The organism is Ameyamaea chiangmaiensis, from assembly GCF_013376175.1.
GTDB classification, from domain to species: domain Bacteria; phylum Pseudomonadota; class Alphaproteobacteria; order Acetobacterales; family Acetobacteraceae; genus Ameyamaea; species Ameyamaea chiangmaiensis.
Window position 1 is genome coordinate 20,704 of the sequence record NZ_JABXXR010000001.1, and the last position, 23,999, is coordinate 44,702.

The following is a 23,999-nucleotide window of genomic DNA, read 5'->3' on the forward strand; positions in this document are numbered from 1 at the left end:
TCCGTAAAACTAACGTAGTGTCCAGCACGTTTCTTGACTGTGAGGGCGCACATGTTTTCTCCGGATCGACCATCGTATGATGGTGCAGATTCCGTCGAGTTGGTTCCTGCTTTGCGACCGGAACCCGCAGACCTTATGTGGACCACATCAGGACGGTGCTCCGGGACAGCTATAGACCCGCCACGGTGACCGTCGATATCGGCGCACGCTCGTTGGAACTGAACGGCGGGACGAACCCCGCCTTGTATTGTCGCCTACCTGCGCCTTCATGCATCTCGACGATCATCACCAGTGGGATATCGGCGCTATAACGGGCCGTCATCCCTCGGATAACGGTCCATCGTGGCCACGACAATATTGCATGCGTGGTTGTCGGCGCATGTCCCGCACGCATGTTGGTATCACAGGAGGAAGCCGGGTCCGCCGTTGACGCGCCTTATCGGCGCGGGGTGGTGCTCGGTCGTCTGTCGCGGAATCCGATGCCGCCGGGCCGAGAATGAGGGTGGCATAACATCCACGCCATACAATCACATGAGAGATGTGACGTATACGTCGGAAGTGCCGGTGATGTGCTGCTCAAGAATCACGGAATGGTTATTTTGTTGATCAAAATAACATGCCATATGTGATTTTATCCGGACACGGGTGTGATCTCATCACGCTGCCGGTCGTCGTCTCGGCAAACTCCGGGGAGGATAATGTGAGAGGCTCAGTGGCACGGCGGCAGGACGCTATTCTCGCCTATGTCGTGGAGCACGGGCGCGCGACGATCGAGGAACTGTCGCTTTGCTTCTCCACCAGCCGGATGATCGCTCACGGAAGCGCTCGCCTACTGGTTGAACGCGGGGCGGTGCGCAAGGGGCACGGGGGTCTGTCAGCCCTGGCGAGCGGCACGCCCGAGACCTGTATTGCTGCCCCACCAGGCTGCTTTGGTGTTGAAAAATCCGAGAGTGCCCGCGCGGCGGCCGACAGGGTGGAGGCCAGGCCGATTATCGTTCCGGACGATTCCTCGACGTCGGTGATTGTGTCTGAACAGATTCCGCGGACAGGTCCGATCCCGGCACTCGGGCGCATCTCAAGGATGCGGGCCCGAACCTGACCGTGGCGCTGCGAGCAAAGGCGCGCATGGCCGCCGTCGCCATGACCGGGAAGGCAGTCGGGTAGAAATGACTACTGAGGAAAGGAACAGTCTGATGCGTATTGCAGTCGCTGGAGACAGTGCGGGGGCCGGGCTTGCGAAAATACTGGCCGAACACCTTGGGAAAAAGGGCGGCCTGACCGTCGTTGATCTATCGGTTGCCCCTGACGGATCGGCCGAACTGTATGCGGGCCTGAGCGAGCGCGTGGGATTGGCCATCCTGGCCGGGGAGTTCGATCGGGGAATCCTGTGCTGCGGGACGGGGATCGGCGTGTGTATGTCGGCCAACAAGATTCCCGGCATCCGCGCGGCACAGACCCACGACACCTACTCTGCCGAGCGCGCGGCGTTGTCCAACGACGCGCATATCATCACGATGGGTGCGCGCGTGATCGGGTTGGAACTTGCGAAAGTCATCGCCGAAGCATGGCTTGCGAAGACGTTCGATCCCGCAAGCCCGTCTGCGAAAAATGTTGCCGGTGTCGATGCACTTGCACGAAAGTATGCCGTCGCGCATGAATGACGTGTGACAAAAAATAGTCCTCTAGGCAAAAAGAATAAAAATGATGAAAAAAGCCTGTTTTCTGCTGTCTGCCCTGCTGGCGACTTCCGTGTGCACCATGCACGTGGCCCACGCGGATGATCATGCTCCCTTGCGGTTCGTCCTGATTCCCAAGGTGGTGCATCCCTGGTTCGACAAGGTCAATAACGGCGCCCAGGCTGCCGCACAGATGCTGAGCAAGGCGACCGGACGTCAGGTGACGGTCGAGTACCGCGCACCTCAGTCCGCCGACGTGTCGGTCCAGAACGATATCATCGAACGCGCGATCGCGACCCATCCCAGCGGTATCCTGCTCGATCCACTCGATGAGAAGGGAAATCGTTCGACCATGGAGGAAGCGGCCAGTGAGGGGGTTGGCCTGACGGTCTTCGACTCTCCGGCCCCCGAAGGCATGGACGTCACCGGCGTCGGCGCAGATTTCTGCGAACAGGGCACCATCGCGGCCGAGCGTCTGGTCGCTCTCATTGGGAAAAAGGGCGACGTCGCCATCATGATGGGCGTCCCGACCGCACCCAATCATGCCCTGCGGGCCGCGTGCGAAAAGAAGGTGTTCGAGAAATATCCTGACGTGAAGCTGGTCGCTACGGGTATCGATAACGACAGCATCGAGACCGCGCAGAAGCAGGCATCTGCCATCATACAGGCGCACCCGAACCTTGCGGGGTGGGTCACATGCGACGCGTCGGGGCCGGTCGGGGTCGGCCAGGCCATCCGCGAGAGCGGCCAGACGGGCAAGATCAAGGAAGTCGGTCTGGATAACCTCAATGATATGATACAGCTTATCAAGGATGGTGTTGCGGAATCCTCGGCGTCGAGCCGGCCCGAAATGCAGGGCTACTGGGCTGTTGTCGTCGCGTGGCAGAAGGCGAGCGGCCAGAAAACACCTAAATACGTCGACACCGGCATCGATATCCTGACCAAATCGTCGCTCTGAGCACGACAGGGGGAAACTCAGATGTCCGTTCTCAGCGTCAGGGATATTCGTAAGGAGTATCCCGGTGTCGTAGCACTCGATCACGTCGAACTGACACTCGAGGCGGGACAGGTGCATATTCTCGCCGGAGAAAACGGCGCCGGCAAGTCGACGCTTATAAAGACCCTGACGGGTCTCGTGACCCCCGATGAGGGGAGCATCCATATCGAAGGACAGGATGCCCTGGCGGCGCGAGGCCTGTTCGAAAAGATCGCTTATGTGCCGCAGGAGTTGAATCTGTTTGCCCCGATGACGGTCGCGGAGAACATGTTCATGCCGTTTTCGCGGTCGGGGTTCGGGACGGTCACCGTATCGCGTCGGGCGATGGAAAAGGCGGCTGAGACATTCCTTACGCGCTTCGGTATTCGTGCCCGACCCCGCGATCGGGTGGGACAGATCAGCGTGCCGGACCAGCAGTTGCTGCAGATCGCGCGCGCCGCGTGCCGCAGCGACTTTCGTGTTCTGGTGCTGGACGAGCCGACATCGTCTTTGACGGCCAAGGAAACCGCGCACCTTTTCCAGATCATCCGGGCGCTGCGCGACGAGGGCGTGGCGATCGTGTTCGTGTCCCACAAGATGGAGGAGATTTTCGAACTCGGCGACGTGGTGACCGTGCTTCGTAATGGCCGGAGTGTGGGCACCCACCGGATGACCGAGATGACGGAAGACAGTCTCATTCATCTCATGTCCGGCAACAACATCGCTCTCGACGAGCGTTTTCAGCCTCGGTGCGAGCCGGGCGAAGTCCTTCTGTCCGTCGACCATCTGTGCGGTCCGGGGGTGTCAGACGCGAGTTTCGTGCTCAGGCGTGGCGAAATCCTGGGTTTCGCCGGGCTAGTGGGCGCTGGACGATCCGAACTCATGCAGACCATGTTCGGATTTCGGCGTGCGACATCGGGACGCTGCGTTCTGGAGGAGCGGGAGATTCCTCGTGGTCGCCCTGATCGCGCCGTCGCCGCGGGGATGGTGTACCTGTCCGAAGAGCGCAAGCACCATGGAATTTTCCCGCTGCTGAGCGTTCGCGAGAACATCAGCCTATCGATCCTCGATCAGTTGACCAGTTTCGGCGTGGTTTCGGGACGCAAGGAACGCGAAAAGACGCGCGAGATCATTGCCTCGTTTGACGTACGGACGTCCTCTCCGGACAAGAAAATCCGGTTTCTCTCGGGTGGTAACCAGCAGAAAGCCATTATCGGGCGTGCTATGGCACGGCGCCCCCGGCTTCTGATCTTCGATGAGCCTACGAAAGGCATAGATATTGGCACGAAGTTCCAGATCTATCGCATCATGCAGAAACTGGCTGAAGACGGCGTGGGGATCATCCTCGTGTCGTCGGAAATGACGGAATTACAGCGCTGCGCCAGCCGCATCGTCACCCTGTATGAAGGCCGGATCAACGGCACGTTTGATCAGGCGACCACCGACATCAATACGCTTGTGGGTGCGATCATAGGCGCCCGGGAGAGCCGTCATGCCGCCTGACACGATTATCGACACCGAGACGCCGCCACAGTCCCGAGCGACCACGGCGCGCGCGCTTGTCGCCAGGCTTTCGTCCGACCCCCTGGGCGGTGTTGTCGCTGCCCTGATCATCATTTTTATCGTCGCGTGTTGTCTATCGCCGTATTTCCTGACGCGTTTCAACATGACGATCATTGCCCGGTCTCTGGCATTTATCGGTCTGGTGACGATCGGGCAGTCGTTGCTGATGATTCTGGGTGAACTCGATCTGTCGGTCGGTGCGATCGGCGGCCTCTCGGGGATCGCCGGCGGAACGTTGATGGTGCAATACGGCGTCAATCCATGGGTCGCCGTCGGCCTGTGTCTGTTGCTCGGCACGGGGTGCGGGTTCATCAATGGCACGCTTGTCACACGGTTGCGGCTTCATTCGCTCGTACTGACCATCGGCATGGCCGGGGTCTATGGAGGGGCCATTCTGGTTGCGACCAAAGGGGTGGCCATTACCGGTATCCCACACGAGATCTCGTTTCTGGGGGCCGGGAAGGCGTTTGGTCTGCCGATCCCGTTCATCGTTCTGTTGGTATGTCTACTGGTTATTGTCTTCGTGATGCAGAAGACCCCTTTGGGGCGATACGTGTATGCCATTGGCAGCAACCCCGATGCGGCGCGTATGCTCGGTCTTCGTGTCGCGGGCATTCGAACAGCGGCGTTTGCGACGGCCGGGTTTCTGTCGGCACTCGCCGGGATTCTGATGGTCGCCCGCCTCGGGAGTGCTCAACCGTCGATCGGCGATACATGGGTTCTGTCTCCGATCGCTGCCGCGGTGATCGGCGGCGTTGCGACCACGGGCGGAATCGGAAGTCCGCTTGGTGCGGTTCTGGGTGCGGTCATTATCGGAATTATTGAGAACATTATTGTTTTGTTTGGGATTTCGCCATACTGGCAGGCGATCGTCAGCGGTGGCATTGTCGTGCTGGCCATCTCGTTCGATGCCGTGACGCGGCGGTTTCTGAACAAGGGCGTGTAAACGTCCGTCGAGCCACCGGCCGACATTCATCTATAAAAACAAAAAAAGGGCGATGTATTATGACACGGATTTGTGGCAACGCCGACGACTTTGCGGCCTCCGCCCTTCGCGGTTTCTGCCTCGCTTATCACGATGTCGTCCGGCCGGTTCGGGGTGGTGTGCTGCGTGCGAAACCTGGCGCATCGGGAAAGGTCGCGCTGGTCGTGGGCGGCGGGTCTGGTCATTATCCGGCTTTTGTGGGGTATGTCGGCGAAGGCTTCGCTGATGCATCGGTCGCGGGGGACATATTCGCGTCGCCCTCCACACAGGCCATCATCAACGTCGCCCGGGAAGCCGACCGTGGCGGCGGCGTCATTCTGGGGTACGGAAACTACGCAGGTGACGTTCTGAATTTCGGAATCGCGGCGCAGCGCCTGCAGGCCGAAGGCATCGAGACGCGTGTTCTTGCGACGACCGACGACGTGGCCAGCGCGGACGACGCCCATCGCGCCGCGCGCCGAGGGATCGCGGGAGACCTGACGGTCTTCAAGATCACGGGCGCGGCCGCGGAGGCCGGTCTTTCGATTGATGATGTGGCTCGCGTGGGTCACCACGCCAATGACTGGACGCGGACCTTCGGTGTTGCTTTTGGCGGCTGCACCATTCCGGGCGAAAAGGAAAAATTGTTCGAGGTTCCGGCGGGCCGTATGGCGCTTGGTCTCGGATTGCACGGGGAGCCCGGGATTGACGAGCAGGCCATTCCGTCGGCTCCGGACCTCGCGACGCTGCTGTTCGAGCGTGTGCTGGCCGAGGCCCCGTCCGGCGTACCGCGCACTGCGGCGGTGCTGCTGAACGGGCTTGGCAGCACCAAGCAGGAGGAGCTTTTTGTCTTGTGGGACCACCTGAGCGCGCTGTTCGCCGATGCTGGTTACAGTCTCGTGGCGCCTTTGGTGGGCGAATACGCGACGAGTCTGGAGATGGCGGGCTGTTCGCTGACGGTGACGTGGCTGGATGATGAACTCGAGCCGTTCTGGCGCGCCGCCGTGGAAACGCCGGCGCTTCGTCACGGTGTGATTGAGGGCGATGCGATGCTCGCCCTGCCGCGACTGCCCGAACCAGACGTCGTGGCGTTTGAAGCGGACAGCCGCGACGGACGCGCCGGTGGTATCTGTGTTGCTGCGGCACTGAGCAAGCTGTCCCAAGCGTTGGGCAAGGCCGAGGCTGAGCTTGGGCGCATCGATGCGCAGGCCGGGGACGGCGATCATGGGCAGGGGATGGCGCGCGGATCGAGTGCCGCTGACCGTGCCGCTCAACGGGCATTGGCCAAGGGGGCGGGAGCCCGTACGGTGCTGGGCGTTGCGGCCGACGCCTGGGCCGACCGGGCAGGGGGTACGTCCGGCGCCTTGTGGGGGGAGGGCCTGCGTGCCTTCAGCACGGCGTTGGATGACACGTCGCGGCCCACGCTGGAGCAGTTGGCGGACGGCAGCGATCGCGCGCTGAAACGGATTGTGGAGCTGGGTAAGGCAAAGCCGGGCGATAAGACACTTGTCGACGCACTCTGGCCGTTTGTCGAAACGCTCAAGACGACGCTCGGAGGTGGGGAGCGGGGTGCTGAGGCCTGGCGTGCCGCGTCCGAGGCGGCGCAGGCAGCGGCAGAGGGGACGCGTGACCTGGTTCCCCGATTGGGACGCGCGAAGACACACAAGGAACGCAGTAAGGGATACCCGGATGCCGGCGCGCTTTCCCTCGCACTCGCGACGTGCGTGATTGCCGATTTTTTTGTCGAAACAACGGGGTAATTCGTCCGATTATCAAAAATCGCCGTATGCTGGAGCCGCTGCGCACTACACATGCTTCGCGGAGCTTAACCCCGCCATTTGCCTGTTGCCTTGCGTGTCGCGTGCGGTCAACGCTGTCGATCTTGGGAACGCGCATCGCAGCCGAGTTGCAGGGCGCTTCCTGCCTACCTCTGGCGGAAGCCGCCGCCGATCGCCAGAGCATTGCGACCATGCGGACGTTCGGCCGGATGATAGAGAGCCGCGCTGAAATGGCCGATGCGATCAGCACATATGCAAGCCGCGCCGCGGAGAAGTTGCGCATCGAGGGGGTGGGAGCAGCCCATGTCTCAGTGTTCGTGCAGACCAACCCTCATAATGGTGACGCGTGGTATGCCAGTCAGTGCGCCTCCAGCATAGAACGACGGACGACACGCGCATACTCACTCAGGTGGCGTCCCGTCGATCCACGCCAATCATTTGTCGGCCCCGCTCGCGACGGCGCTCATGCGTCAGCTTGGCTTCGGCGAAGGGCAGATCAATGAAGCGCTGAGGCGGGGCGCCCTTCATTGGGGTTGGCCACGCTGCTTGCCTACTGGCTCGGGCACAGGCAGGGGGACGTCTTAGGCCTGACGTGGACAGCACTCGATGCAGGGATCGTGGAGACGCAAAAAACTGGCCGCGTTCCACCGATCGACGTCGCAGCTTATCCCAATCTCAGCGCGGCCCTTGGGGGGCGTCGCTCGATCGAGCACGCATGTCGTCACGCACGAGGGCACGGCGAAACCTTACAACACACACACGTTTGGGCACCGATGGCGGGAGATCGCCAATAAGGCCGGGATACCGACGTCGCTACAATTCAGAGACTTGAGGGCACCGGCGGTCACTGAACTGGCGGACGGTGGAGCGGACATTATTGAGCTGTCTACCCATAGCGGACATGACACCGTGACAATGGCCCGACGCTATGCGCGCCGCACTACGGAGCAATTTCGTCGCGCGGCCGATAAGCGGTCCAAGGACGGAAACAAGCCGTAAACGGTCAGGGAAACACCGGGAAAACGGGAAATGTCCGCCTGCTAACCCATTGAAAATGGTGCCGACACTCGGCAATGCGACACCCACAGTGTGCCTCAGTTCCCCATCCTTTCAATGACTTAACATGACTTATTAGGACAGGATTTCCGTTGTTTTCGGGGCGCTCTACACCAAATTTACACCACGCCATACGGTCCCGCGCAGGGGGAAAGTATGGCATCGATAGTGAAGCGAGGCCGGTCGTGGAGAGCCATGATCGTGCGCAAGGGGCAGCGCGTCAACGCGACGTTTGACACGCGCCAAGAGGCGGAAGAATGGGCGCTCCAAGCTGAGGCGGCCATCATAGCCGGCCAGAAGGTGGCAACCGTCGTTCCGGTACGCGTCGGCCAGACGATAGCCGACCTGCTCCAGCGATATTCGCGCGAGGTGTCTGTTTCCAAGCGCGGGGCGCGGTGGGAGCATCTGCGCATTGGTACTCTGTGCCGCGAGCCGACATTCTGCCTGCCGGTTCATGAGTTTGGACCAGAGGCGCTGGCGGGCTGGCGCGATCAGCGATTGAAGGTGGTCGCCGCCTCGACCGTAAACAGAGACCTCAACCTGATATCGGCGGTCATCACTCACGCCATCAAGGAATGGCGCGCGCCGATAGCGGCGAACCCGGTCCATCTGATCCAGAGACCCCGGAACCCGCGCGCTCGAAAGCGGCGCGTCTCAATGGATGAGAGGCGCGCAATCGCGGCCGCACTCGGGTGGGACATGGCCAGCGAACCTGGCACCCGGATGCAATGGACAGCATTTGCCTTTTTCGTGGCGCTGGAGACGGCCATGCGAAAAGGAGAGGTGTTGTCTCTGCGATGGCAGGATGTGGACCTCGAACGTCGCGTTGCCCACCTGTCGATTACCAAGAACGGCGATGAGCGCGACGTGCCTCTGTCCAGCGAGGCGGTTGCGTTATTCCGGCTTCTCACGAGAGGTGAGGGCTCGCGGCGTATCGTGCGGGTTGAGTCCGGGACGCTCGACCAGTTCTTTCGTCGGGCCCGCGACAAGGCCGGCCTCCCTGATCTGCACTTCCATGATTCGCGCCGGGAAGCAGCAACGCAATTCAGCAAGAAGCTCTCGAACGTGCTGGAGCTATCGGCGGTCACTGGGCACCGTTCGCTGAACATCCTCCGGGACTACTATCGCCCCGACCCAACGGATCTGGCAAAGAAGCTGGGTTGAGCCACTTCTCCCTTGTACTCCACCCCGACCCATGCGATTCGGGCCGCCGAGAAGTTGCGCCGTGAAGGGCTGGAGGCGGCGCATGTCTCGGTGTTCGTGCAGACTAACCCCCACAACGGTGATACCTGGTATGCGAATCAGCGCGCCGTAACGATTGAGGCCACGGCCGATACGCGCGTTCTGGTCCGGACCGCGGCCCGGCTGCTCGACCATGTCTGGCGGGATGGCCTGCGTTATTTCAAGGGTGGGGTGATTTTGTCCGACCTGTCGCCAGCCGGGGAGCAGGGGACACTGCTCGCGAGCCAGCCTGCGGCTCAATCAGATGAGCTGATGGCGGCGCTCGATGCGATCAACGCCCGGCACGGGCTCAACACGGTGCGGCTCGCTGGTGGGGGTGTCCGTCAGACATGGACACCGCGGCAGGGCATGCTCTCAAAGCGATACACGACCCGATTTAGCGATATTTTGTCGGCTCGCGCCTGGTAGTCGGCTTCGGGGGGAGGGGCGCAGAATGTCCGCTAATCGGAGAGAGGCGTTTGGAAACGGACGTCTCCGCTGATCGAGAACGGTCCATGAATCACCATAAGGATCGGCCTTACCAATATCGTATACAACATGCGCCGCTTCCTCTTCTTGGAGAGGCTGAGCGCCGCCGCGTAGCACTCCAGCAGATAATGGTCTCTAATCCGCCCAAAACGCAGATGAGGAACTATCAATCAGCACGCTGAAAGCTTAAAATCACAAGTCGGGCACATCAAACAACCGTTCTTCGATCCCACCTATCGGGATTCACTTGCAGTGCCACCGTGCCGGACCAACTATCCGAAGCCAGATATGGGCCTGCGCTGTGAATCTGAAGCGCCATGATAGCTGTGCTGCTAACTGACCGAGAACAAAGCGGTAGCAGTGCACTTCCATTTGTCCAGCGCATCGCACCATTTTCGACATTGTTCCACCCAGGTAGATCAGTGTCATGCAAATGGGAGATCAACGTCGTCGTGGTCTCAGATTCAAAAATCTTGATATTACCGACCAACACACCAAGTATACGACGATCATCCACAAAAGGACCGATCACATCGTAGGGACGGCTGGCATTGGACAGAATACGAACAGACCTCACGCCAGGAGGGATCTTGAACATGACCCGATCTTCCGCCCTGCGGATAGGATGAAGCATATGCCCGGCTTCGGTGACAAGACGTAACCCATCTTCGTATGTCAGAATCGGAGCTTGCGACCGACCCGCATGTTCGACGCGATCAGCCAGGGACTGAAAGCTCCGAAACAGAGGTTCAACAAAATGACGCGAAACATCGAGCGGGGCCGCCGCATCATCCCAAGTTAAATTACGGCTACGCCCAATTGAGACAACCGGACCGCTCTGGTCGAAGGCGAGCCTGTTACCGGTATCGAGGTAGCTTTCGGTTAATACGCCATCGGCCATAATGACAGAGTGATCCTCTGTCTCCACATGATAATAATCGTAAGATGCTATGCTTTTATCGAAAAAAATCGAACGCCCGTTGACAAGCATTCGGACCGGGACGAAACGACCATCAAGAAACAGACAATGTTCTGATGTAATCATCATATTCTTGTAGGGAACGTTGTGTGCAATCGCCCCTTTCAACAGACGCACCGGATAGCCAGCTTCATCATCCGGCAGACCTGCACGAACGATAGCACGCGATTGTCCTACCCATGTCACCTGCCTGATGGTGCCGTTTGTCACGTCGTCATCAAAGGCAACAATGTAATCGCCGATCTGGATCTCTTCTACGGGAATATCGCCTCTGGTCGTACGTATACGACTTCCCCGACAAAAGCAGGCGACATCAGATACACTCAGAATGGCAGTGTTGCTTCCGTAAGTCTTCCCAAAACTCTGAGACCCGCCACTTCCGGCGACAACTGTATCTGAAAGATTTGGAAGGGCAAAATTCGTAAGACCATTACCGCCGTAAGTTGTGCCCAAAAGGGCAAAAAGCGCCTGGTTTTGAGCAATGGGTAGCAGTGTACCATTCGCCAATACCCACCCCTGAGGAATGGAGGCTGCTGATCCCGCGTAAGCACGAATTTCGCCCATGACGGGACCACTATCGCTACCTGAATTAGGAAAAGCGCCGCTAACACAGATAATGTAATTTAGTGCGAGCCCGGGAGCACGATTGTCAAAAGACGTACCGCTGCCTCCATCAGACACGGGGACATTCGCATCACTCAGTGAGACTGCCTGCTTTCCTACGACAGACCCCAGTTTTAACGTGCTGGATGTCCCGATAATGCTGCGCCCAGTCAGATTAGGTAGCGCAAATGTTGTCCGTCCATCTCCGCCATAAGTGGTGCCAATGACCGCATATAACTGGGGATATTCGGCGATAGGCAGTAATTGCCCGGCCGCTACAAGAAACTGACCACTAGAGATCGAGAATGTTGACCCTGCAAAAGCGTCAACCTCTCCCACAAATCCCGGCGACGACGAATCACTCGTCACGCGAATGAGATAATTAACGTTCAAAGAAGGTTGAGCGTTATCCACTGACTGACTGACGCCACCCAATGCTGGCGGCAACTGGTCTTCGGTCAGCGTGGTCTGGCTTTCACCAGTCACCTGTCCCAAATACGCGCTGCTTTGGCTTCCTACTTCTACTTTTCCTGTCAGATCCGGAAGATTGAAACTTTTATAGCCGTCTCCACCATACATCGAGCCAAGAGAGGCATAGAGCTGCTCGTTGCCCGAAACGGAAAGAAGCTGCCCCTGACTCTTTAAGGTAACTGACGTTAAAACATTGTCAAAAGCAAAGGTTCGGATCATTGATATCGGCATATCCGAGGAGCTTTCGGCAGATACAAAGCTACCGCTGAAGACAATCGCCTGCGTCAACGTTATGGTCTGCTGATTATTATCGAACACCACGGAAGTCATGAAAATACGCGCCTTTGATAATTTTTATTTTCATATTTATTAAAAAATTATATATTTAAATACATTCCTGTGCATGGAATATTTTTAATATAAACACCTCATTTTCGGCCGCTACCTCATAGAAAACAAGCCAAAATATGCATATCACCAAAAATGCGACAAAGGGATTTCCTTCATCCGACAGACCTCTAAAGATGACGCCTGATTATTTTGTTGGGACTCTGTATGACATACGCTGACTTCGCACTCTCTGATCACAACACCGTGCCAACCTACACAGTCGATGATCTGATGGCGTTACCGGGCTTCCTTCAGTGCCTGAATTTCTGCAACCAGCAACTTCTAGCGATCCACAGGCAAATGCCACGAGAAGTCCGTTATGTCGCTGATTTACGCCGCTGGGTCATGACCCACGGCGCACTTGCATTGAACTTTTCACACAGGATCAATCCGGATCTTCCACCGCTCACGGCGACCAATCTTTTTCGCGAGGTCGAACATACGGGGATCGCCAGCCCCAATACGATCACGAGTTATCTGAAAGAAATTCATGGACGAGGCTATATCACCTTGCTGCCCAAAGCGGACAAGCGTATGCGAGCCTATGCCATGACAGAATTTTCTGAAAAAATGTTTTATCTCTATCTTCAGATCAACCTGCAGGGACTGGATCTGATCGACGGTGCCGGGCGTGCTGACATCGCCAGTAAAGATCCGCGAATTTTAACCCACATGCACCCGATTTTTGCGCGTCACATGCTTAATGACCCGGTCTATTATGTGCCCCCTCCGTCGATTGCGCCCCTGGTCAACACAACTATTGGAATCTCTATTCTCAATGAAATGACACGAGCGCAGAAAGAAACGCCATTGGACGCGAGTCGAGTTTATGTTGATCTTGGCAGCGCTAGTGCAATGGCCAAACATTATGGTGTTTCCCGAGGCAACGTCGCACGATTGCTCTCAAAAGTGCAAAACACTGGCCATTATGGGCAAGATGACCGAGGTCCATGGGTTTCAGCACAAATGTTGCAAGACCATTATGTTCTACAAGCCCTCAAAATGGCTCATAGCGCATCAGCCTTCATCGAAGCACAGAAGCTGAGAGCCGAGGAGGCTTTGAGGATGTAACTACCGATTTTCACATGAACTTATAGCACGTTCCGTATGGCTGTATTCTAGGTTTTTTCTTGGGTTCAGTTTGATCGAAGGAATACTGCTGTTAAGTCGTCTTAGGGTCAGGACCCTTTTCGAATTGAACTGTTCAAAGAGGACTGAGACTTATTTCCTCATACGCCATAAGCTACGTCCGCTGCTAGGAAGCATGACGTTGCGCTGTGGTGTCTGGGATGGGCACTGCGGCCCGTCTCCTCATGGGGGGGTAAACAGAATGTCGGCTATCTGTTGAAAAACATGACAAAGCTGCTATTACTTTCCTCCTTGCGGAGCTATAATTCAAATAATCAGAGCCGTATTATTGCGGTCCAAGCGTAGAGGGCGGATAGAGTTTGCGGGCAACCCGCTCCATAGTTAGCCCCTGCACAATGATCGTAAACACCACCACGCCGTAACAGACAGGAAGCAGCAGTTCGCGCAAGTCTCCGGGCGGCAATCCTAGCGCCAGCGAAACCGAGATACCGCCACGCAGACCTCCCCAGGTCAGGATACCAAGAACACGGCCCCGCTCCCATTGCCTGAGGTGAACCGGAAGCGTTGAAAACAGCACGCTCAATGCTCGCACGGCAACTGACAGCGGGATCACGGCAAGGGTCGCCAGCACCGTAAACAGATGTGGCGTGACCTCGAGGATTTCAAAGCCAATCAGCATGAACAGCAGGACGTTCAGCACCTCGTCAATGAGTGTCCATGCGACGTCGAGTTCCTTTCGGGATGCCTCATCGAAAACGGAATGGCTATAGCTTGTTCCGAAACATAGCCCCGCCACCACGACGGCGATCGCACCCGACATGCCAAGCAGGTTGGCAATGCTGAAGGTTCCGGTCGCAAGAGCCAGCGACGTCAGCAGATCGATATGCGGATCCCGTTGTCCCTTAAGCACACGGAGTGCGATCCATCCGGTCAGTGCGCCCAGTAGACCGCCACCGATCGCCTCGCGACAAAAACTCAGAGCAATCTCGGAGGCGGTAACTCCCTGACTGTCCCCGGTCGCCAGTCCTATCGTGACGCCGAAAATCACCACGCCCACGCCGTCATTAAACAGACTCTCACCTGCAAAAACGGCCTGAAGGGGGGCTGGCAGTCCTAGACGTTTCAGCATGCCGACAACCGAAACAGGATCAGTTGGCGCGAGGATAGCCCCAAGGACGATGCACCACGTGAAAGGAATGGCCCGACCCAACAGAGGGAATACGTACCATGCCGCGATCGCCAGAAAGGCAACAGCCAGAACGGTTCCCAGAACAGAAAGAGCAGTCACGGAGGCAAGCTTTGCGCGCAGATGTCCGACATCCACCTGCGTGGCCCCGGCAAACAGAAGTAGGGAAAGCGCGCCATTCAGAAGGGCCGTGGGAAGATTGATCGCTCCGAGAACAGATCGTGGGAGAGCCTGAAGGTCATAGGCCGGTATCAACGGATTCAGGATCATAACCAGCAGGGAAGCCAGTAATGAGAGGACCAGCACACCGATCGTCACAGGAAGGCGAAACGTGTGGTGATTGAGAATGCTGAACCCTGCCGAGAGAGTCAGAAGCAGGGCGAGGAGGCTGATGGTATCCATGCCTTCACCGCTGGCTGCTCCTATCCCCTACGTCAAGAAAAACCGGCAAAGGTCCGCTGTCGGAGATAGCCTGACTGGTCTTCCTATATCCGAGATGAGGCGAAAGCGGCCTGTCCGCTTCTGTATCAGTGAGCGGACAAGCTGATCATGGGGGGAAGCGGAATGTCGGCTTTAATATGGTGTTAATAAAAAAGCGGCCATTCATACTGTCGATCCCGCATCTAGGAAAATATTTTCTTCAAGAAATAGGAATGACCGCCATCCTTTGTAGGTAAGGATCAACGCTAATTACTTTTACAGTCACAGCGTTCCCTTCGTTGAAGGCCGGATCATGCTGGTAATCGGAAGGTAATTTGCTGGCGGGCATGAGCGCATCAAGACCTGGCTCCATCTGAACGAATACGCCGAAGGCCTTCACGGCCTTCGCAGTTGCCGAATGCGTGCTACCAACCGGAAACTGCTTGTAGATGCCTTGCCATACGGGAGGCACCGTCGCCCGCTCAAAGCTTTCGATGCTGTTCCAACTCTTTGTTAGGTCGGTCATCTCATCGAAAAGCTCGGGTGAACGATACGCAGATACAGCGGCTCTCTCCCTATCTTTCGAAGCAGTGATGACCTCCAAAAAATCCCTCGCGTTGTGCAATGTAGTCAACTTGGAATAGTGCGTGTCCTCATCGCGAATCCTTAATGCGATCTTTTCGGCAATCTCCTTGCTGAAATACCAACTGTCCTCCGCGATGGCAGCCAGATAATTTACATCCCCCATCATCTGGTTGTGCACCAGACCGGCCGGAGCTAGCGCGACAAGGTCTTCGTCTGACAAATTTTCAACTCGGAAATCTTCTGTCACCACGCAGAGGCCACGAACGAGAGCTTCGAGTTCGCGGTCGAACACGCTGTCTTCAACTCCGAAGCCAGAAAGCTTTTCTCTAATCGATCCGATCTGCTCATAGCCTTTGAGGCGTTTTGGGCCGAACTGATCCATCCTTTTGAGAAGAAAGCGAATAATCATTAGGCGAGTAAAGTAATTTGTGCGAGAATCATGCTCATCAATGCTAAGAATATTTTTTAAATATCCGTGAGTGCTGTTATAGTAGCGCTGATTTAACCTGAGAAGAACTGTTGTTACTAAACGAAGTGGAAGTACATACTGCCCCTTTGACTGCCTTATTTTAAAAAATTCCTCTTCACCGATATGGCCGCTAGTGCAGAATTCAAGGAATATCTCAAGAGCTCTCCGCATGTTTCGACCCGAAAGGCCGACGATTAGTCGACGGACGTGGAGGCCATGTTCGAAAATCGACCTCATGATTGATGATAGATAGTAAGCCTGCTCGGATGCCGGATAGTCTACATGCATTCCGTTAGGCAAAGCATAGCGAAGGATACGATTACCTTCGGCAGCAATTGAATTCAGCGCCATCTGGATGCGGCTTTGAAGAATGGCCTGGAACAGCGGCGGTTCGATTCGGAACACCATGTCTTTCAGCGCCGTGTCGAGGGGGGGCTCATTTCTATGGTTGTCATAAGTCTCCTCGCGGAGAGGCAGCACGACAAGCCCTGTAAATTCGCGCTGTAACCATTGCGCCGTCTCAAACATCAGGAGTTGCTCGTCTCTTAGCCTCTTGTCGCAATTGTCGAGCACGATGACAAACAGCTTGCCAGATTCCGTGGTCAAATATCGAGCTAATGCCAACGCCGACTTGTGAAGGTCATTCGACAAGGAAGACAGAATATCGGCGAGCTTCGCATTCCAGGCCGTATTGTCCTTCTCCAAGAGGCGGCCAACGCCCTTTCTGAAGGCATTGACGCTAGGAGCGTGCACCGATTTCAAAACACTAATGTCATCAAAATCAATTTTTGGATGGGCTATCTTCAACCCTTCGATGATTTCGCGCCGCAGCCAATCGTATATTTCCGTTCGAGAGATCGGTGCTGGATTCATGTTTATGCGGATCCAGACCGTCTTCGCTTTCACGTCTGCGGGAAGCGCAACCTCCTGCAGATAATCTACGAAAGTAGTCTTGCCGGCCCCCGCGCTGCCTATCAGCAGGAGGATCTGTTGCTCCAGTTTCCTGCCTGACCGGAAAGTCCTGACGATTTCCGAGGGTTTTCCAGTATTCTCCAGCGTCTTGGACTGAGACACCGACGGCGGGGTAGCGGCGCGAATGATCCTATCGATCGGCTCAATGTATCGCTCCCGCCGTTTTGAAGGAATATATCCGTGCTTCGCTATAGCAACACGGTCCTCGTGGTTTATCGGATTGAATATATGCGAGAAATCAGCAGATATCGTCGCACCAAAGTTATTTATCGGAACTTCTTCCCGCTGAATGGCTGATCCACCGACCAGTTTTCTTGGCTTCCACAGACGTTGTGGCCGAAATCGGGGAACGATGGCGTGGTATATCTTCTTGACAGCATTCTCGCTATAGCCCTGCAAAAGCTGACCCATTAACTCGCTCGTCGGCTCTATGTCATCGTAACCCATCTCAAGGGTAGGCTTTGCTTGATCTGCATGCCCTGCCGTGAGGCGCCTGCCATCCACAGCAATGATGAGTGAACAAGGGTTCAGCTTTGTAGGATAGGAAGAGTTCAACTCCGCCGCATACAGCCTTGCCTCCCGAAATGCCTCCGAAAGATCACTCCCCGGTAGTTTCGCCTCTATGATCAGAATAGGGAGACCACTTACTGTGACAATGTAGTCTGGGTAGTAGACTTTGCGGCGTTCGCCCTTATCGATAGCGAGCCCCTTCACATTCGCTTTCGTATGAATGTCGGAAGGCTGGTAACCTAAGCCGCTCGGCAGATCCGATACAAGCAACGGGAAAACAAACTTCTGTTCGACGTCGCTTTCCGTTTTGAGCGCTGATAGCGCCGGCTTGGCAAACTGCATCTAAGGACCAACCTTTCGTCTCATTTTACAGTTGTAGCAGGCTTATTCCTCGGCACAACGGAGTGCGACCCAAGAGTCTACAGGAGGAATAGAAATTTCTTGCAGACAGTCCGCTTTCCGAAAATTAGAGGTGCTCTCCTTACGACCGAGATGTAGGCGATACCGGACGCAATAGACACCTATGAGGTCGGGTCGGCGTCCGGCGCTGGATATCTCCCTAGATTTTCACCCCGCCAGATACTCCCTATTCGCCTCAACCAGCGCGCGCCAGTCCCCACCCATAAGCGTCATCCCCGACGCCGGGACCAACTGCCGCCACGCAACGCCGTGGCACTCCATGATCCGCGACCGGACCCAGCGCCACGTTGCCTTCCGGACCGTGCCCCACGTCAGTAGTGATGCCAGATCCGCGTCGCCGGTTCCGGTGTAGGCCCATGTGATCAGACAGTGGTCGCCCCATGACCCAGGCGTCTGGTCGCCCGGCGTCGTGGTGTCGAGAATTCCGTCATGCTGGTCCGCCAACGCCAGTCGCACGCCCAGATACGCAGAGCCCATCGCCGTCATGATGTTGCGCATGCCGTTGAAGTCGTCGGGCTCGGCCGTGCCCCAGATCGGGAACAGGGTGTCGTTCTCCAGCGCGTACCCGTTCCGGCTGGCATAGGTCAGCACGTCGCACTCGACGCCGCCCTGATCGGTCGCCGGATCGGCCGGAGTGTAGCCGGTCGACCGCTCGTAGAACTGGATCGCGTCTGCGGTGCGCACGTCGACCTGAAACCCGGCCAGCGCCGCCGTTGCGCGGATATGGTTGCCGAGCCCGGCCGATGTGCAGTCGCCGAGCGTGTCGTTGCCCAGCATGAGCGGGCCAGGGTCGATGTGGTCGCGCAGCAGCCGGGGCGGGGCCTGCCGGGCCATCATGCGCAGGGATGGCGCAAGACGTGGCTGACCGGGGCGTACCTGCGCGGGGAGTGCGCCGAGTCTGGGGAGTGTCATGTTGTCACCTTCGGGGCGCGCACCGTCACCGGGCGTCTCTGTGCCCATGCGATGCGGGCCGTTCCCGCCGGCGGCTCGGCAATGCGGCCTGCGCGGTAGAGATCATTGAGAAGCTGCTCGCCAGTGATGAGGCGCTTGCTCTGCTGAAAAACGCCAGCAGCCGCCAGAGCATCCGCGACGTATTCGAAGCAGTAGACGTGCCCGGGCCGCTGCATGCGCTCGATCCGAAAGGCCCAGCCGAGCATGGCGAGCACGTCGTAGTCCGACCCGACCATCGACCGGCAGTAGGCGAGGGCACGCGCGGCTTCGTCATCGGAAAGGCGAACCTCCAGCGCGAGACCCTGGCGCGGCGGCATGCCGAACGACGGGTCGTTCTCGGCCACGGCCACGATGTGCGGGAACGTCGCGCTGTAGATCAGGCCGTCCAGTTCAATCGTGGCATGGCTGTAGTCGGACTCCAGCCGCCAGCAGATCAGGCGGCCGGCAAAGTCCGATGGCCGGTAGAGCCGAACGATCGCTGTCATACGGCCACGTGCAGGATGGCCAGCGCCTGCGCCTCGGTCATGGTCGCGCCAACGCGCCGGGCCGACACGACGCCAAGCAGGCCCTCGAACACCGACACGACCGTCTGGAGCGCGTCGAGCGCCGTTGTGGCGGTCGACAGGGCCGACGATCCCACCTTCGTGTTCGCGCCGCTGATGGCCGCCGCCAGGTCAGACGCCACCGCCTTCAGGTCGGCAAGAACGCTGTCGATTGCCGTCTTGAACGACGTGTTGTCATACGTGACGGTGACGCTCGATCCGGCAGCCGTCGAGAACGCCGCCAGCGACGCCGACAGGGCAACCGACGCTGCCTCGATCCCCGCGACGGCCGGCGCACCGATGGCGCTGGCGATGGCCGCCACCGACAGGATGGTCGACACCGCGTTGAGGCCGGCGGTCCCGTACGCCTTCACCTTCGCGACGTTGACGGTGATGGTCGTCACGTTGCCCGACGTGGAGACGGTGCAGGCACCGAGAACGCCGATTGCGGAACCGGCGGCAAGGGCGCGGAGAAAGCAGCGTCGTGAGGGATTACGCATTGGTCGTGGTCTCCGTGCTGGTGGTCGCAACCGGGGTCTCGATCGCGGTGATGGTGTCGGTGATGCCGCTGAACGCCTTGGCCAGACCCGCGTCGACGGCCGTCAGGTCAAGCGTCGGGTCGAGGCGCGGGGCCAGGGTCTGGACCAGCAGGGATACGGCAGTGCCGGCCAACGCCAGGTCCGCCTTGACGGCGTCGCTCTCGTGCTTGCCGGCAATGGTGCTGATCAGCGTGTTCAGCGCCGTGATGGATGTCAGGTCGGCCATATGGCCCTCCAATAAAAAAGCCGCCCGGTCAGGGGCGGCGTGTGTGGGAATGGGAACGACGGAGCGGGGGCCGATCAGTCACGTGTCCGGCTTGCCGCCGACGACCGGCACGCCAGCCGACGCCAGTGCAGCCTTGCCCGCACCGGTGTGCCCGCGCGGCACGTCGATCGCGCTGATGCCCGGGCGCAGACGCGGAAGCGCCCAGCCGATGCAGCCGGCCAGCGCCGACATGATCTGGTAGACCCCGGCCCAGCGACTATCGGCCGCCGGTGGCTGGATCACCGCGCGCAGGACCACGCACAGGATGATGAGACCGGCCGGGTAGATCGCGTATTGCGACGGTACGTAGCTCAGCACCGCCATCAGACCGCCGGTCGTGATGGACACTTTCGCAAGATTGTTCATGCAGCGATCGCCTTCTGAAAGAGCGCGATGGTGGCGTCATCGACAGAGCCCGCGCCCATCTGGCTGTTGTAATGGCGCTTCCAGTACCGCGCCCAACCGACGGCATCGTCCGCAGCGGGCAGGGGGGCGGGCGCACGAAACACCTTCACCCGCGCCATCGCGCAGGCGTAGCGGTCGTTCGCCACCATCTGGTCAGCACTCGGCCTGTTGCCGCCGAGGATCTTCAGCAGCGCCGTTTGCAGGTCGAGGCGGTAACGGATGAAATTCCGCCAGCAGTCATCGTGCGTGGCCGGTTCCATCTGCCAGTAGCCCAGCGCCGGACCGCCGGAGATCTGATGCCGGTAGAGATAGGCGCTCTCGCGCGCGCCAATCCCGGTCAGGCCGTTCACCGCGCTCGGCGTGTTCATCGCGGCCGGCAGTAGCGCGAGCGTCGGGATGACCAGCGTGTGCTTAGCCTCGGAAATCAGGTTGATCATGGTGCCTCTCGGCTTGCTGAATGCGCCGCAGTTCGTCTTCGGCACGGTCGGCCTGCTGGCGTGTCCGCTCATGCGCCGACCGTTCTCCAGCCAGATCACGCATTGCCGCATCACGCTGTTCGACGATCGCGCGGTAGCGATCCTCATCACGCGCATGCTCGACGCGCTGGCCGGCCTGATAGGTGCCGAACAGTTGGGAAATGCCGCGCAGAACGGCGGCGATAGGAAAGAGAACCGCGATGATCGGGACGACCCACGGGTAATGCTGCGTCAGGAACGGCGCGACGGACGCCCAGATCTGATCGAGGCGCATGTCATCGGAGCCCCCCGATGGCGCGGCTGACGGCGAACATATTGACCCCGATCCAGCCAGCGGACAGCAGAATCACCGGATGAAGGCCATAGGAAAACAGGACCTGGTTCTCGGTGATCCACGCGTAGAAGAAGGCCGCGAGAAAGGCCGCAATTCCCCGCCGCCATCGACTGTCGGCCAGAAGAGTTGCCATCTGCATCAGCCCGGTGGCCGCCATCAGAAGCTGCCAGATCCCGTTGGGCATGAGCAGCATGAATGAGCGCGTAGACGGCAGCGCGTGGAGATGCTCGGGACGGGCGAGTAGGGACACGGCCCCGAAACTCGCCAGCATCAGTCCCGACCATGCCTCGGCCCACCAGTGCTCGCGCCGGATGATCCGACGCAGATATTCCTTGGCGCGCCGGATCATGTGACGCGTCCGATCAGGTCGCGCATGGCGGCCTCCAATAAAAAACCGCCTCAGAGGGCGGCATGGGCAGGGCAGAAAGAAAGGTCTGTCTGTCGCAGGCTGTGTTGCTGCGGTTCAGAACGCCGGCGGACGTGAGGCACGGACACGCGTTGCGGGTCGCGGTCAGGGCCGAGGCCGCCGTCACGGTCCCGCCGGGCTCACTGGATCACGTCCCCGACCGCGATCTTGTGCCATGCGCCGTTTTCGTAGACGGCCATCGTATGCGCGTCTGCGTCGTTCGCGAGCCAGCCGTCCTGCGGGCTGACCAGAGCAATAATCTCGGCCTCTGTCAGTTCCGGCAGAGCCGCATATTGCGTGACGGTCAGCACGTCGGTTTTCGTGCCGCCGCGCACCGCGATACCCTTATTCCCGAACTTGAAATCCCGGCTTACGCCCGGATCAGGATCTGTGAATGCCCCGTTCGAAACGTCGGACTCGCCCCCGGTGATATTGATGGCTTGGAAGAAATCCGGCGACGACCCGTCCATCGGGAACATCATGATGATGCGATTGCTGTTCTTCTCGATCAGCGCGATCCGGCTCGGATTTGTGAGCCACTGCCAGTCGAGGGTGTTCACGCCAGCGCCAAACACACGCCAGAATGTCTGATCCATGTCGCCGGAGCCGGGATGGGCAATCGTGCAGACGACAGCCCCTGAGCACCAGTGAGCGCGATCAACATACCCATTCGGGTCGTTACCGATGATCATGTTGACGTCGGCGTTGTTACCGATGTCCAGAGACGCGACCGGGTGGTCATTGAACATACCGATCCGGTTTTCGACACGCGCGAGATCAAGCATCGACGTGTGATAGATGCCGCCGTTCGCTGACCCGCCATGGTCGTAGAAGCGCAGGTCGCCGAAATTGTTGACGTCAAGGAAATGCTCCTGCGTCCATACCGCCTGCCCGAACGCCAGATAGTCGCCGAAATAGCCATCCGTCGAATTTTCAGTGACCGGGCCGACCTGATCGACGCCAGCTTGTGGCGTGGACAGGGTGATGGTGTTCGTCCCACCGCCGCTGACGATCGTGGTCCCCGGTTGTATCCAGCCAAACAGATGCGGCGCGATGATCGTCTGACCCTCGATCCCCGTCGGCCATGTGCAGTTCGCATCAGGCTGGTCGCCATCACCCGTGCGGACGCACTTGACCTGGTTCGATCCCTTCACGAGCAGGCCATACATGTGCTGATAGGTGTCGTTGACGAAATGCACACCGCTTTGCTGCAAGCCCACTGCCGTAGCCTCAAACGTATTGTTTATGGCGCTGGAGCCTTCCTTCGCGAAGTGCGAGAACTCGATAAAGCCGTAGCCGCGCAGATGATCGAGCATCAGACTCGCGCCATAACCGATCGCCATGTGCTCCATCATTCCGGCCTGGAGATTGTAGTAGTCCGGCTGGCGGAACGTCAGGGCGACATACGCCGAGGGCGACCAGTTCTGGAGCGCCATGCTGTTCGTCCCCGGCATGGCGTAGGACAGCGTCGGCTCGTTGGGGTAGTCCGCGTTCCAGGTCCACTGCGGTCCACCGCCCTGCGGGTTGTTCGGGTCCGCCAGCATCACCCCGGCGGTGGGCTTTGCATCTAGGGCGTCGTTCTTGTCGTAGCCACCCTTAATCCGCGCAACGCTCGACGCGATTGGCGCCGTGATGTTGCCCGCCCCGTCCGTGTAGGTCGCGGTCGGCATGGCCGCCGCTGCCGCGGTGTTCGCGGCGTCGATTGACTGACCCCATTTCTGGATCGTTTGACCGTCAAGTGTGGTGCCAGGTGCGTGCAAAATGCTGTTAGAGCTAGCGCCGCCAGGGATAACGAAACCACCAGATGCAGCAAGAGATGTCCCGACCATCAGCACGAACGCGCCGAACGGGAGAACGAACTGGAGCTTATTCATGATGACTCCACACTTTTCCCTATAATGCCTGCATTGTTCCAGTCCGATGTCCCGTCCCCAGGGTCGGCTGTAGGCAGAGAGTCCCTGTAGGCGTCATAGAGCGCCTTAAACGAAGCCAAAGACGCCTCGTTAGGCGAACCGGGGGGCACGGGGGTAAGTAACGATGCCTCTGAACTGACCGCGATCGACACGTCTACCTGAAACGTGTTTCCTTTACTGGTCAGAACACAAACGGGAATAGTTTGCGGCCCGCTTGCGCTCCAGGTCAGCCATACGGTTACGATGTTCCCGAATGTGCTCGTCCAGGATTGGGTCGCAATCCCGTCTGTGCCGAACTCGCACGCGGCGACATATTCCCCGTCGGATAGGCTGTTGTTAAAGTCGACGCTG

General features: G+C 58.5%; 23 protein-coding genes. 12 read left to right on the forward strand and 11 right to left on the reverse strand.

Translation table 11 applies throughout. The annotated features are described in order from the left end of the window. Nucleotides 1-616 precede the first annotated feature (616 nt). The 10 genes from HUK82_RS00085 to HUK82_RS00125 all read left to right on the forward strand — a co-directional run bounded on the left by HUK82_RS00085 (nucleotide 617) and on the right by HUK82_RS00125 (nucleotide 9,663). On the forward strand, nucleotides 617-1,099 hold the full coding sequence (locus HUK82_RS00085) for a DeoR/GlpR family DNA-binding transcription regulator (RefSeq protein ID WP_176611988.1): 483 nt from the start codon (nucleotides 617-619) through the stop codon (nucleotides 1,097-1,099). Nucleotides 1,100-1,193: 94 nt separating this feature from the next. Beyond that, nucleotides 1,194-1,661 carry a D-erythrulose-4-phosphate isomerase gene (gene derI / locus HUK82_RS00090; protein WP_176611989.1) on the forward strand — a complete coding sequence of 156 codons (468 nt, stop codon included), beginning with the start codon at nucleotides 1,194-1,196 and terminating at the stop codon, nucleotides 1,659-1,661. Nucleotides 1,662-1,701: 40 nt separating this feature from the next. Further along, the gene (locus tag HUK82_RS00095) at nucleotides 1,702-2,634 is read left to right on the forward strand and encodes a substrate-binding domain-containing protein (RefSeq protein WP_246495465.1); all 933 of its coding nucleotides are present in this window, start codon (nucleotides 1,702-1,704) and stop codon (nucleotides 2,632-2,634) included. Nucleotides 2,635-2,655: 21 nt separating this feature from the next. After that, nucleotides 2,656-4,155: a sugar ABC transporter ATP-binding protein gene (locus tag HUK82_RS00100; RefSeq protein WP_176611990.1), complete on the forward strand. Its 1,500-nt coding sequence runs from the start codon at nucleotides 2,656-2,658 to the stop codon at nucleotides 4,153-4,155. Further along, nucleotides 4,145-5,161 carry an ABC transporter permease gene (locus tag HUK82_RS00105; RefSeq protein WP_176611991.1) on the forward strand — a complete coding sequence of 339 codons (1,017 nt, stop codon included), beginning with the start codon at nucleotides 4,145-4,147 and terminating at the stop codon, nucleotides 5,159-5,161. Before HUK82_RS00100 ends, HUK82_RS00105 begins: the two co-directional genes overlap by 11 nt. A gap of 59 nt (nucleotides 5,162-5,220) precedes the next feature. Continuing rightward, a complete protein-coding gene (locus tag HUK82_RS00110) occupies nucleotides 5,221-6,939 on the forward strand; it encodes a dihydroxyacetone kinase family protein (protein WP_176611992.1) in 1,719 nt (572 codons plus the stop codon). 26 nt (nucleotides 6,940-6,965) lie between these two features. Further along, nucleotides 6,966-7,460 (forward strand): DinB/UmuC family translesion DNA polymerase, encoded by a 495-nt coding sequence (locus HUK82_RS17625; RefSeq protein ID WP_373318274.1) that lies wholly within the window; start codon nucleotides 6,966-6,968, stop codon nucleotides 7,458-7,460. A gap of 103 nt (nucleotides 7,461-7,563) precedes the next feature. Further along, a complete protein-coding gene (locus tag HUK82_RS17630; protein ID WP_176611993.1) occupies nucleotides 7,564-7,956 on the forward strand; it encodes a tyrosine-type recombinase/integrase in 393 nt (130 codons plus the stop codon). Nucleotides 7,957-8,208: 252 nt separating this feature from the next. Continuing rightward, nucleotides 8,209-9,177: a site-specific integrase gene (locus tag HUK82_RS00120; RefSeq protein WP_246495463.1), complete on the forward strand. Its 969-nt coding sequence runs from the start codon at nucleotides 8,209-8,211 to the stop codon at nucleotides 9,175-9,177. A gap of 12 nt (nucleotides 9,178-9,189) precedes the next feature. Further along, nucleotides 9,190-9,663, forward strand: coding sequence for a DUF4113 domain-containing protein (locus HUK82_RS00125; protein WP_176611995.1), 474 nt, complete (start codon nucleotides 9,190-9,192; stop codon nucleotides 9,661-9,663). Between the two features lie 268 nt (nucleotides 9,664-9,931). Here the strand turns inward: HUK82_RS00125 and HUK82_RS00130 are convergent, their stop codons facing one another. Beyond that, a complete protein-coding gene (locus HUK82_RS00130) occupies nucleotides 9,932-12,106 on the reverse strand; it encodes a tail fiber protein (RefSeq protein WP_176611996.1) in 2,175 nt (724 codons plus the stop codon). A 225-nt stretch (nucleotides 12,107-12,331) separates the two neighbouring features. Here HUK82_RS00130 and HUK82_RS00135 point away from each other — a divergent pair, with 225 nt between their 5' ends. Further along, nucleotides 12,332-13,237 carry a hypothetical protein gene (locus HUK82_RS00135; protein WP_176611997.1) on the forward strand — a complete coding sequence of 302 codons (906 nt, stop codon included), beginning with the start codon at nucleotides 12,332-12,334 and terminating at the stop codon, nucleotides 13,235-13,237. A gap of 343 nt (nucleotides 13,238-13,580) precedes the next feature. Here HUK82_RS00135 and HUK82_RS00140 read toward each other — a convergent pair whose 3' ends face one another. The 8 genes from HUK82_RS00140 to HUK82_RS00175 all read right to left on the reverse strand — a co-directional run bounded on the left by HUK82_RS00140 (nucleotide 13,581) and on the right by HUK82_RS00175 (nucleotide 20,956). Continuing rightward, nucleotides 13,581-14,843, reverse strand: a complete 1,263-nt coding sequence (locus HUK82_RS00140) for a cation:proton antiporter (protein ID WP_176611998.1) — start codon at nucleotides 14,841-14,843, stop codon at nucleotides 13,581-13,583. A gap of 238 nt (nucleotides 14,844-15,081) precedes the next feature. Then, the gene (locus tag HUK82_RS00145; protein WP_176611999.1) at nucleotides 15,082-17,739 is read right to left on the reverse strand and encodes a type I restriction enzyme HsdR N-terminal domain-containing protein; all 2,658 of its coding nucleotides are present in this window, start codon (nucleotides 17,737-17,739) and stop codon (nucleotides 15,082-15,084) included. Between the two features lie 225 nt (nucleotides 17,740-17,964). After that, on the reverse strand, nucleotides 17,965-18,729 hold the full coding sequence (locus HUK82_RS00150; protein ID WP_176612000.1) for a hypothetical protein: 765 nt from the start codon (nucleotides 18,727-18,729) through the stop codon (nucleotides 17,965-17,967). Beyond that, nucleotides 18,726-19,253 (reverse strand): hypothetical protein, encoded by a 528-nt coding sequence (locus tag HUK82_RS00155; protein WP_176612001.1) that lies wholly within the window; start codon nucleotides 19,251-19,253, stop codon nucleotides 18,726-18,728. The genes HUK82_RS00150 and HUK82_RS00155 overlap by 4 nt, the downstream gene beginning before the upstream one ends. Then, nucleotides 19,250-19,810: a hypothetical protein gene (locus HUK82_RS00160; RefSeq protein WP_176612002.1), complete on the reverse strand. Its 561-nt coding sequence runs from the start codon at nucleotides 19,808-19,810 to the stop codon at nucleotides 19,250-19,252. The genes HUK82_RS00155 and HUK82_RS00160 overlap by 4 nt, the downstream gene beginning before the upstream one ends. Further along, nucleotides 19,803-20,075, reverse strand: coding sequence for a hypothetical protein (locus HUK82_RS00165; protein WP_176612003.1), 273 nt, complete (start codon nucleotides 20,073-20,075; stop codon nucleotides 19,803-19,805). The genes HUK82_RS00160 and HUK82_RS00165 overlap by 8 nt, the downstream gene beginning before the upstream one ends. Before the next feature lie 78 nt (nucleotides 20,076-20,153). After that, entirely contained in the window at nucleotides 20,154-20,480 is a 327-nt protein-coding gene (locus tag HUK82_RS00170; protein ID WP_176612004.1) for a hypothetical protein, read from the reverse strand. Continuing rightward, nucleotides 20,477-20,956, reverse strand: a complete 480-nt coding sequence (locus HUK82_RS00175; protein ID WP_176612005.1) for a hypothetical protein — start codon at nucleotides 20,954-20,956, stop codon at nucleotides 20,477-20,479. The genes HUK82_RS00170 and HUK82_RS00175 overlap by 4 nt, the downstream gene beginning before the upstream one ends. Between HUK82_RS00175 and HUK82_RS00180 the strand changes: the two genes are divergently transcribed. Further along, nucleotides 20,955-21,299 carry a hypothetical protein gene (locus HUK82_RS00180; RefSeq protein ID WP_176612006.1) on the forward strand — a complete coding sequence of 115 codons (345 nt, stop codon included), beginning with the start codon at nucleotides 20,955-20,957 and terminating at the stop codon, nucleotides 21,297-21,299. The two genes, HUK82_RS00175 and HUK82_RS00180, sit on opposite strands and share 2 nt — an antisense overlap. On the opposite strand, the gene HUK82_RS00185 is transcribed toward HUK82_RS00180, so the two are convergent. After that, nucleotides 21,271-21,678, reverse strand: a complete 408-nt coding sequence (locus tag HUK82_RS00185) for a hypothetical protein (protein WP_176612007.1) — start codon at nucleotides 21,676-21,678, stop codon at nucleotides 21,271-21,273. The genes HUK82_RS00180 and HUK82_RS00185 overlap by 29 nt on opposite strands. Nucleotides 21,679-21,875: 197 nt before the next feature. Then, nucleotides 21,876-23,609 (reverse strand): hypothetical protein, encoded by a 1,734-nt coding sequence (locus tag HUK82_RS00190; protein WP_176612008.1) that lies wholly within the window; start codon nucleotides 23,607-23,609, stop codon nucleotides 21,876-21,878. Nucleotides 23,610-23,999 lie beyond the last annotated feature (390 nt).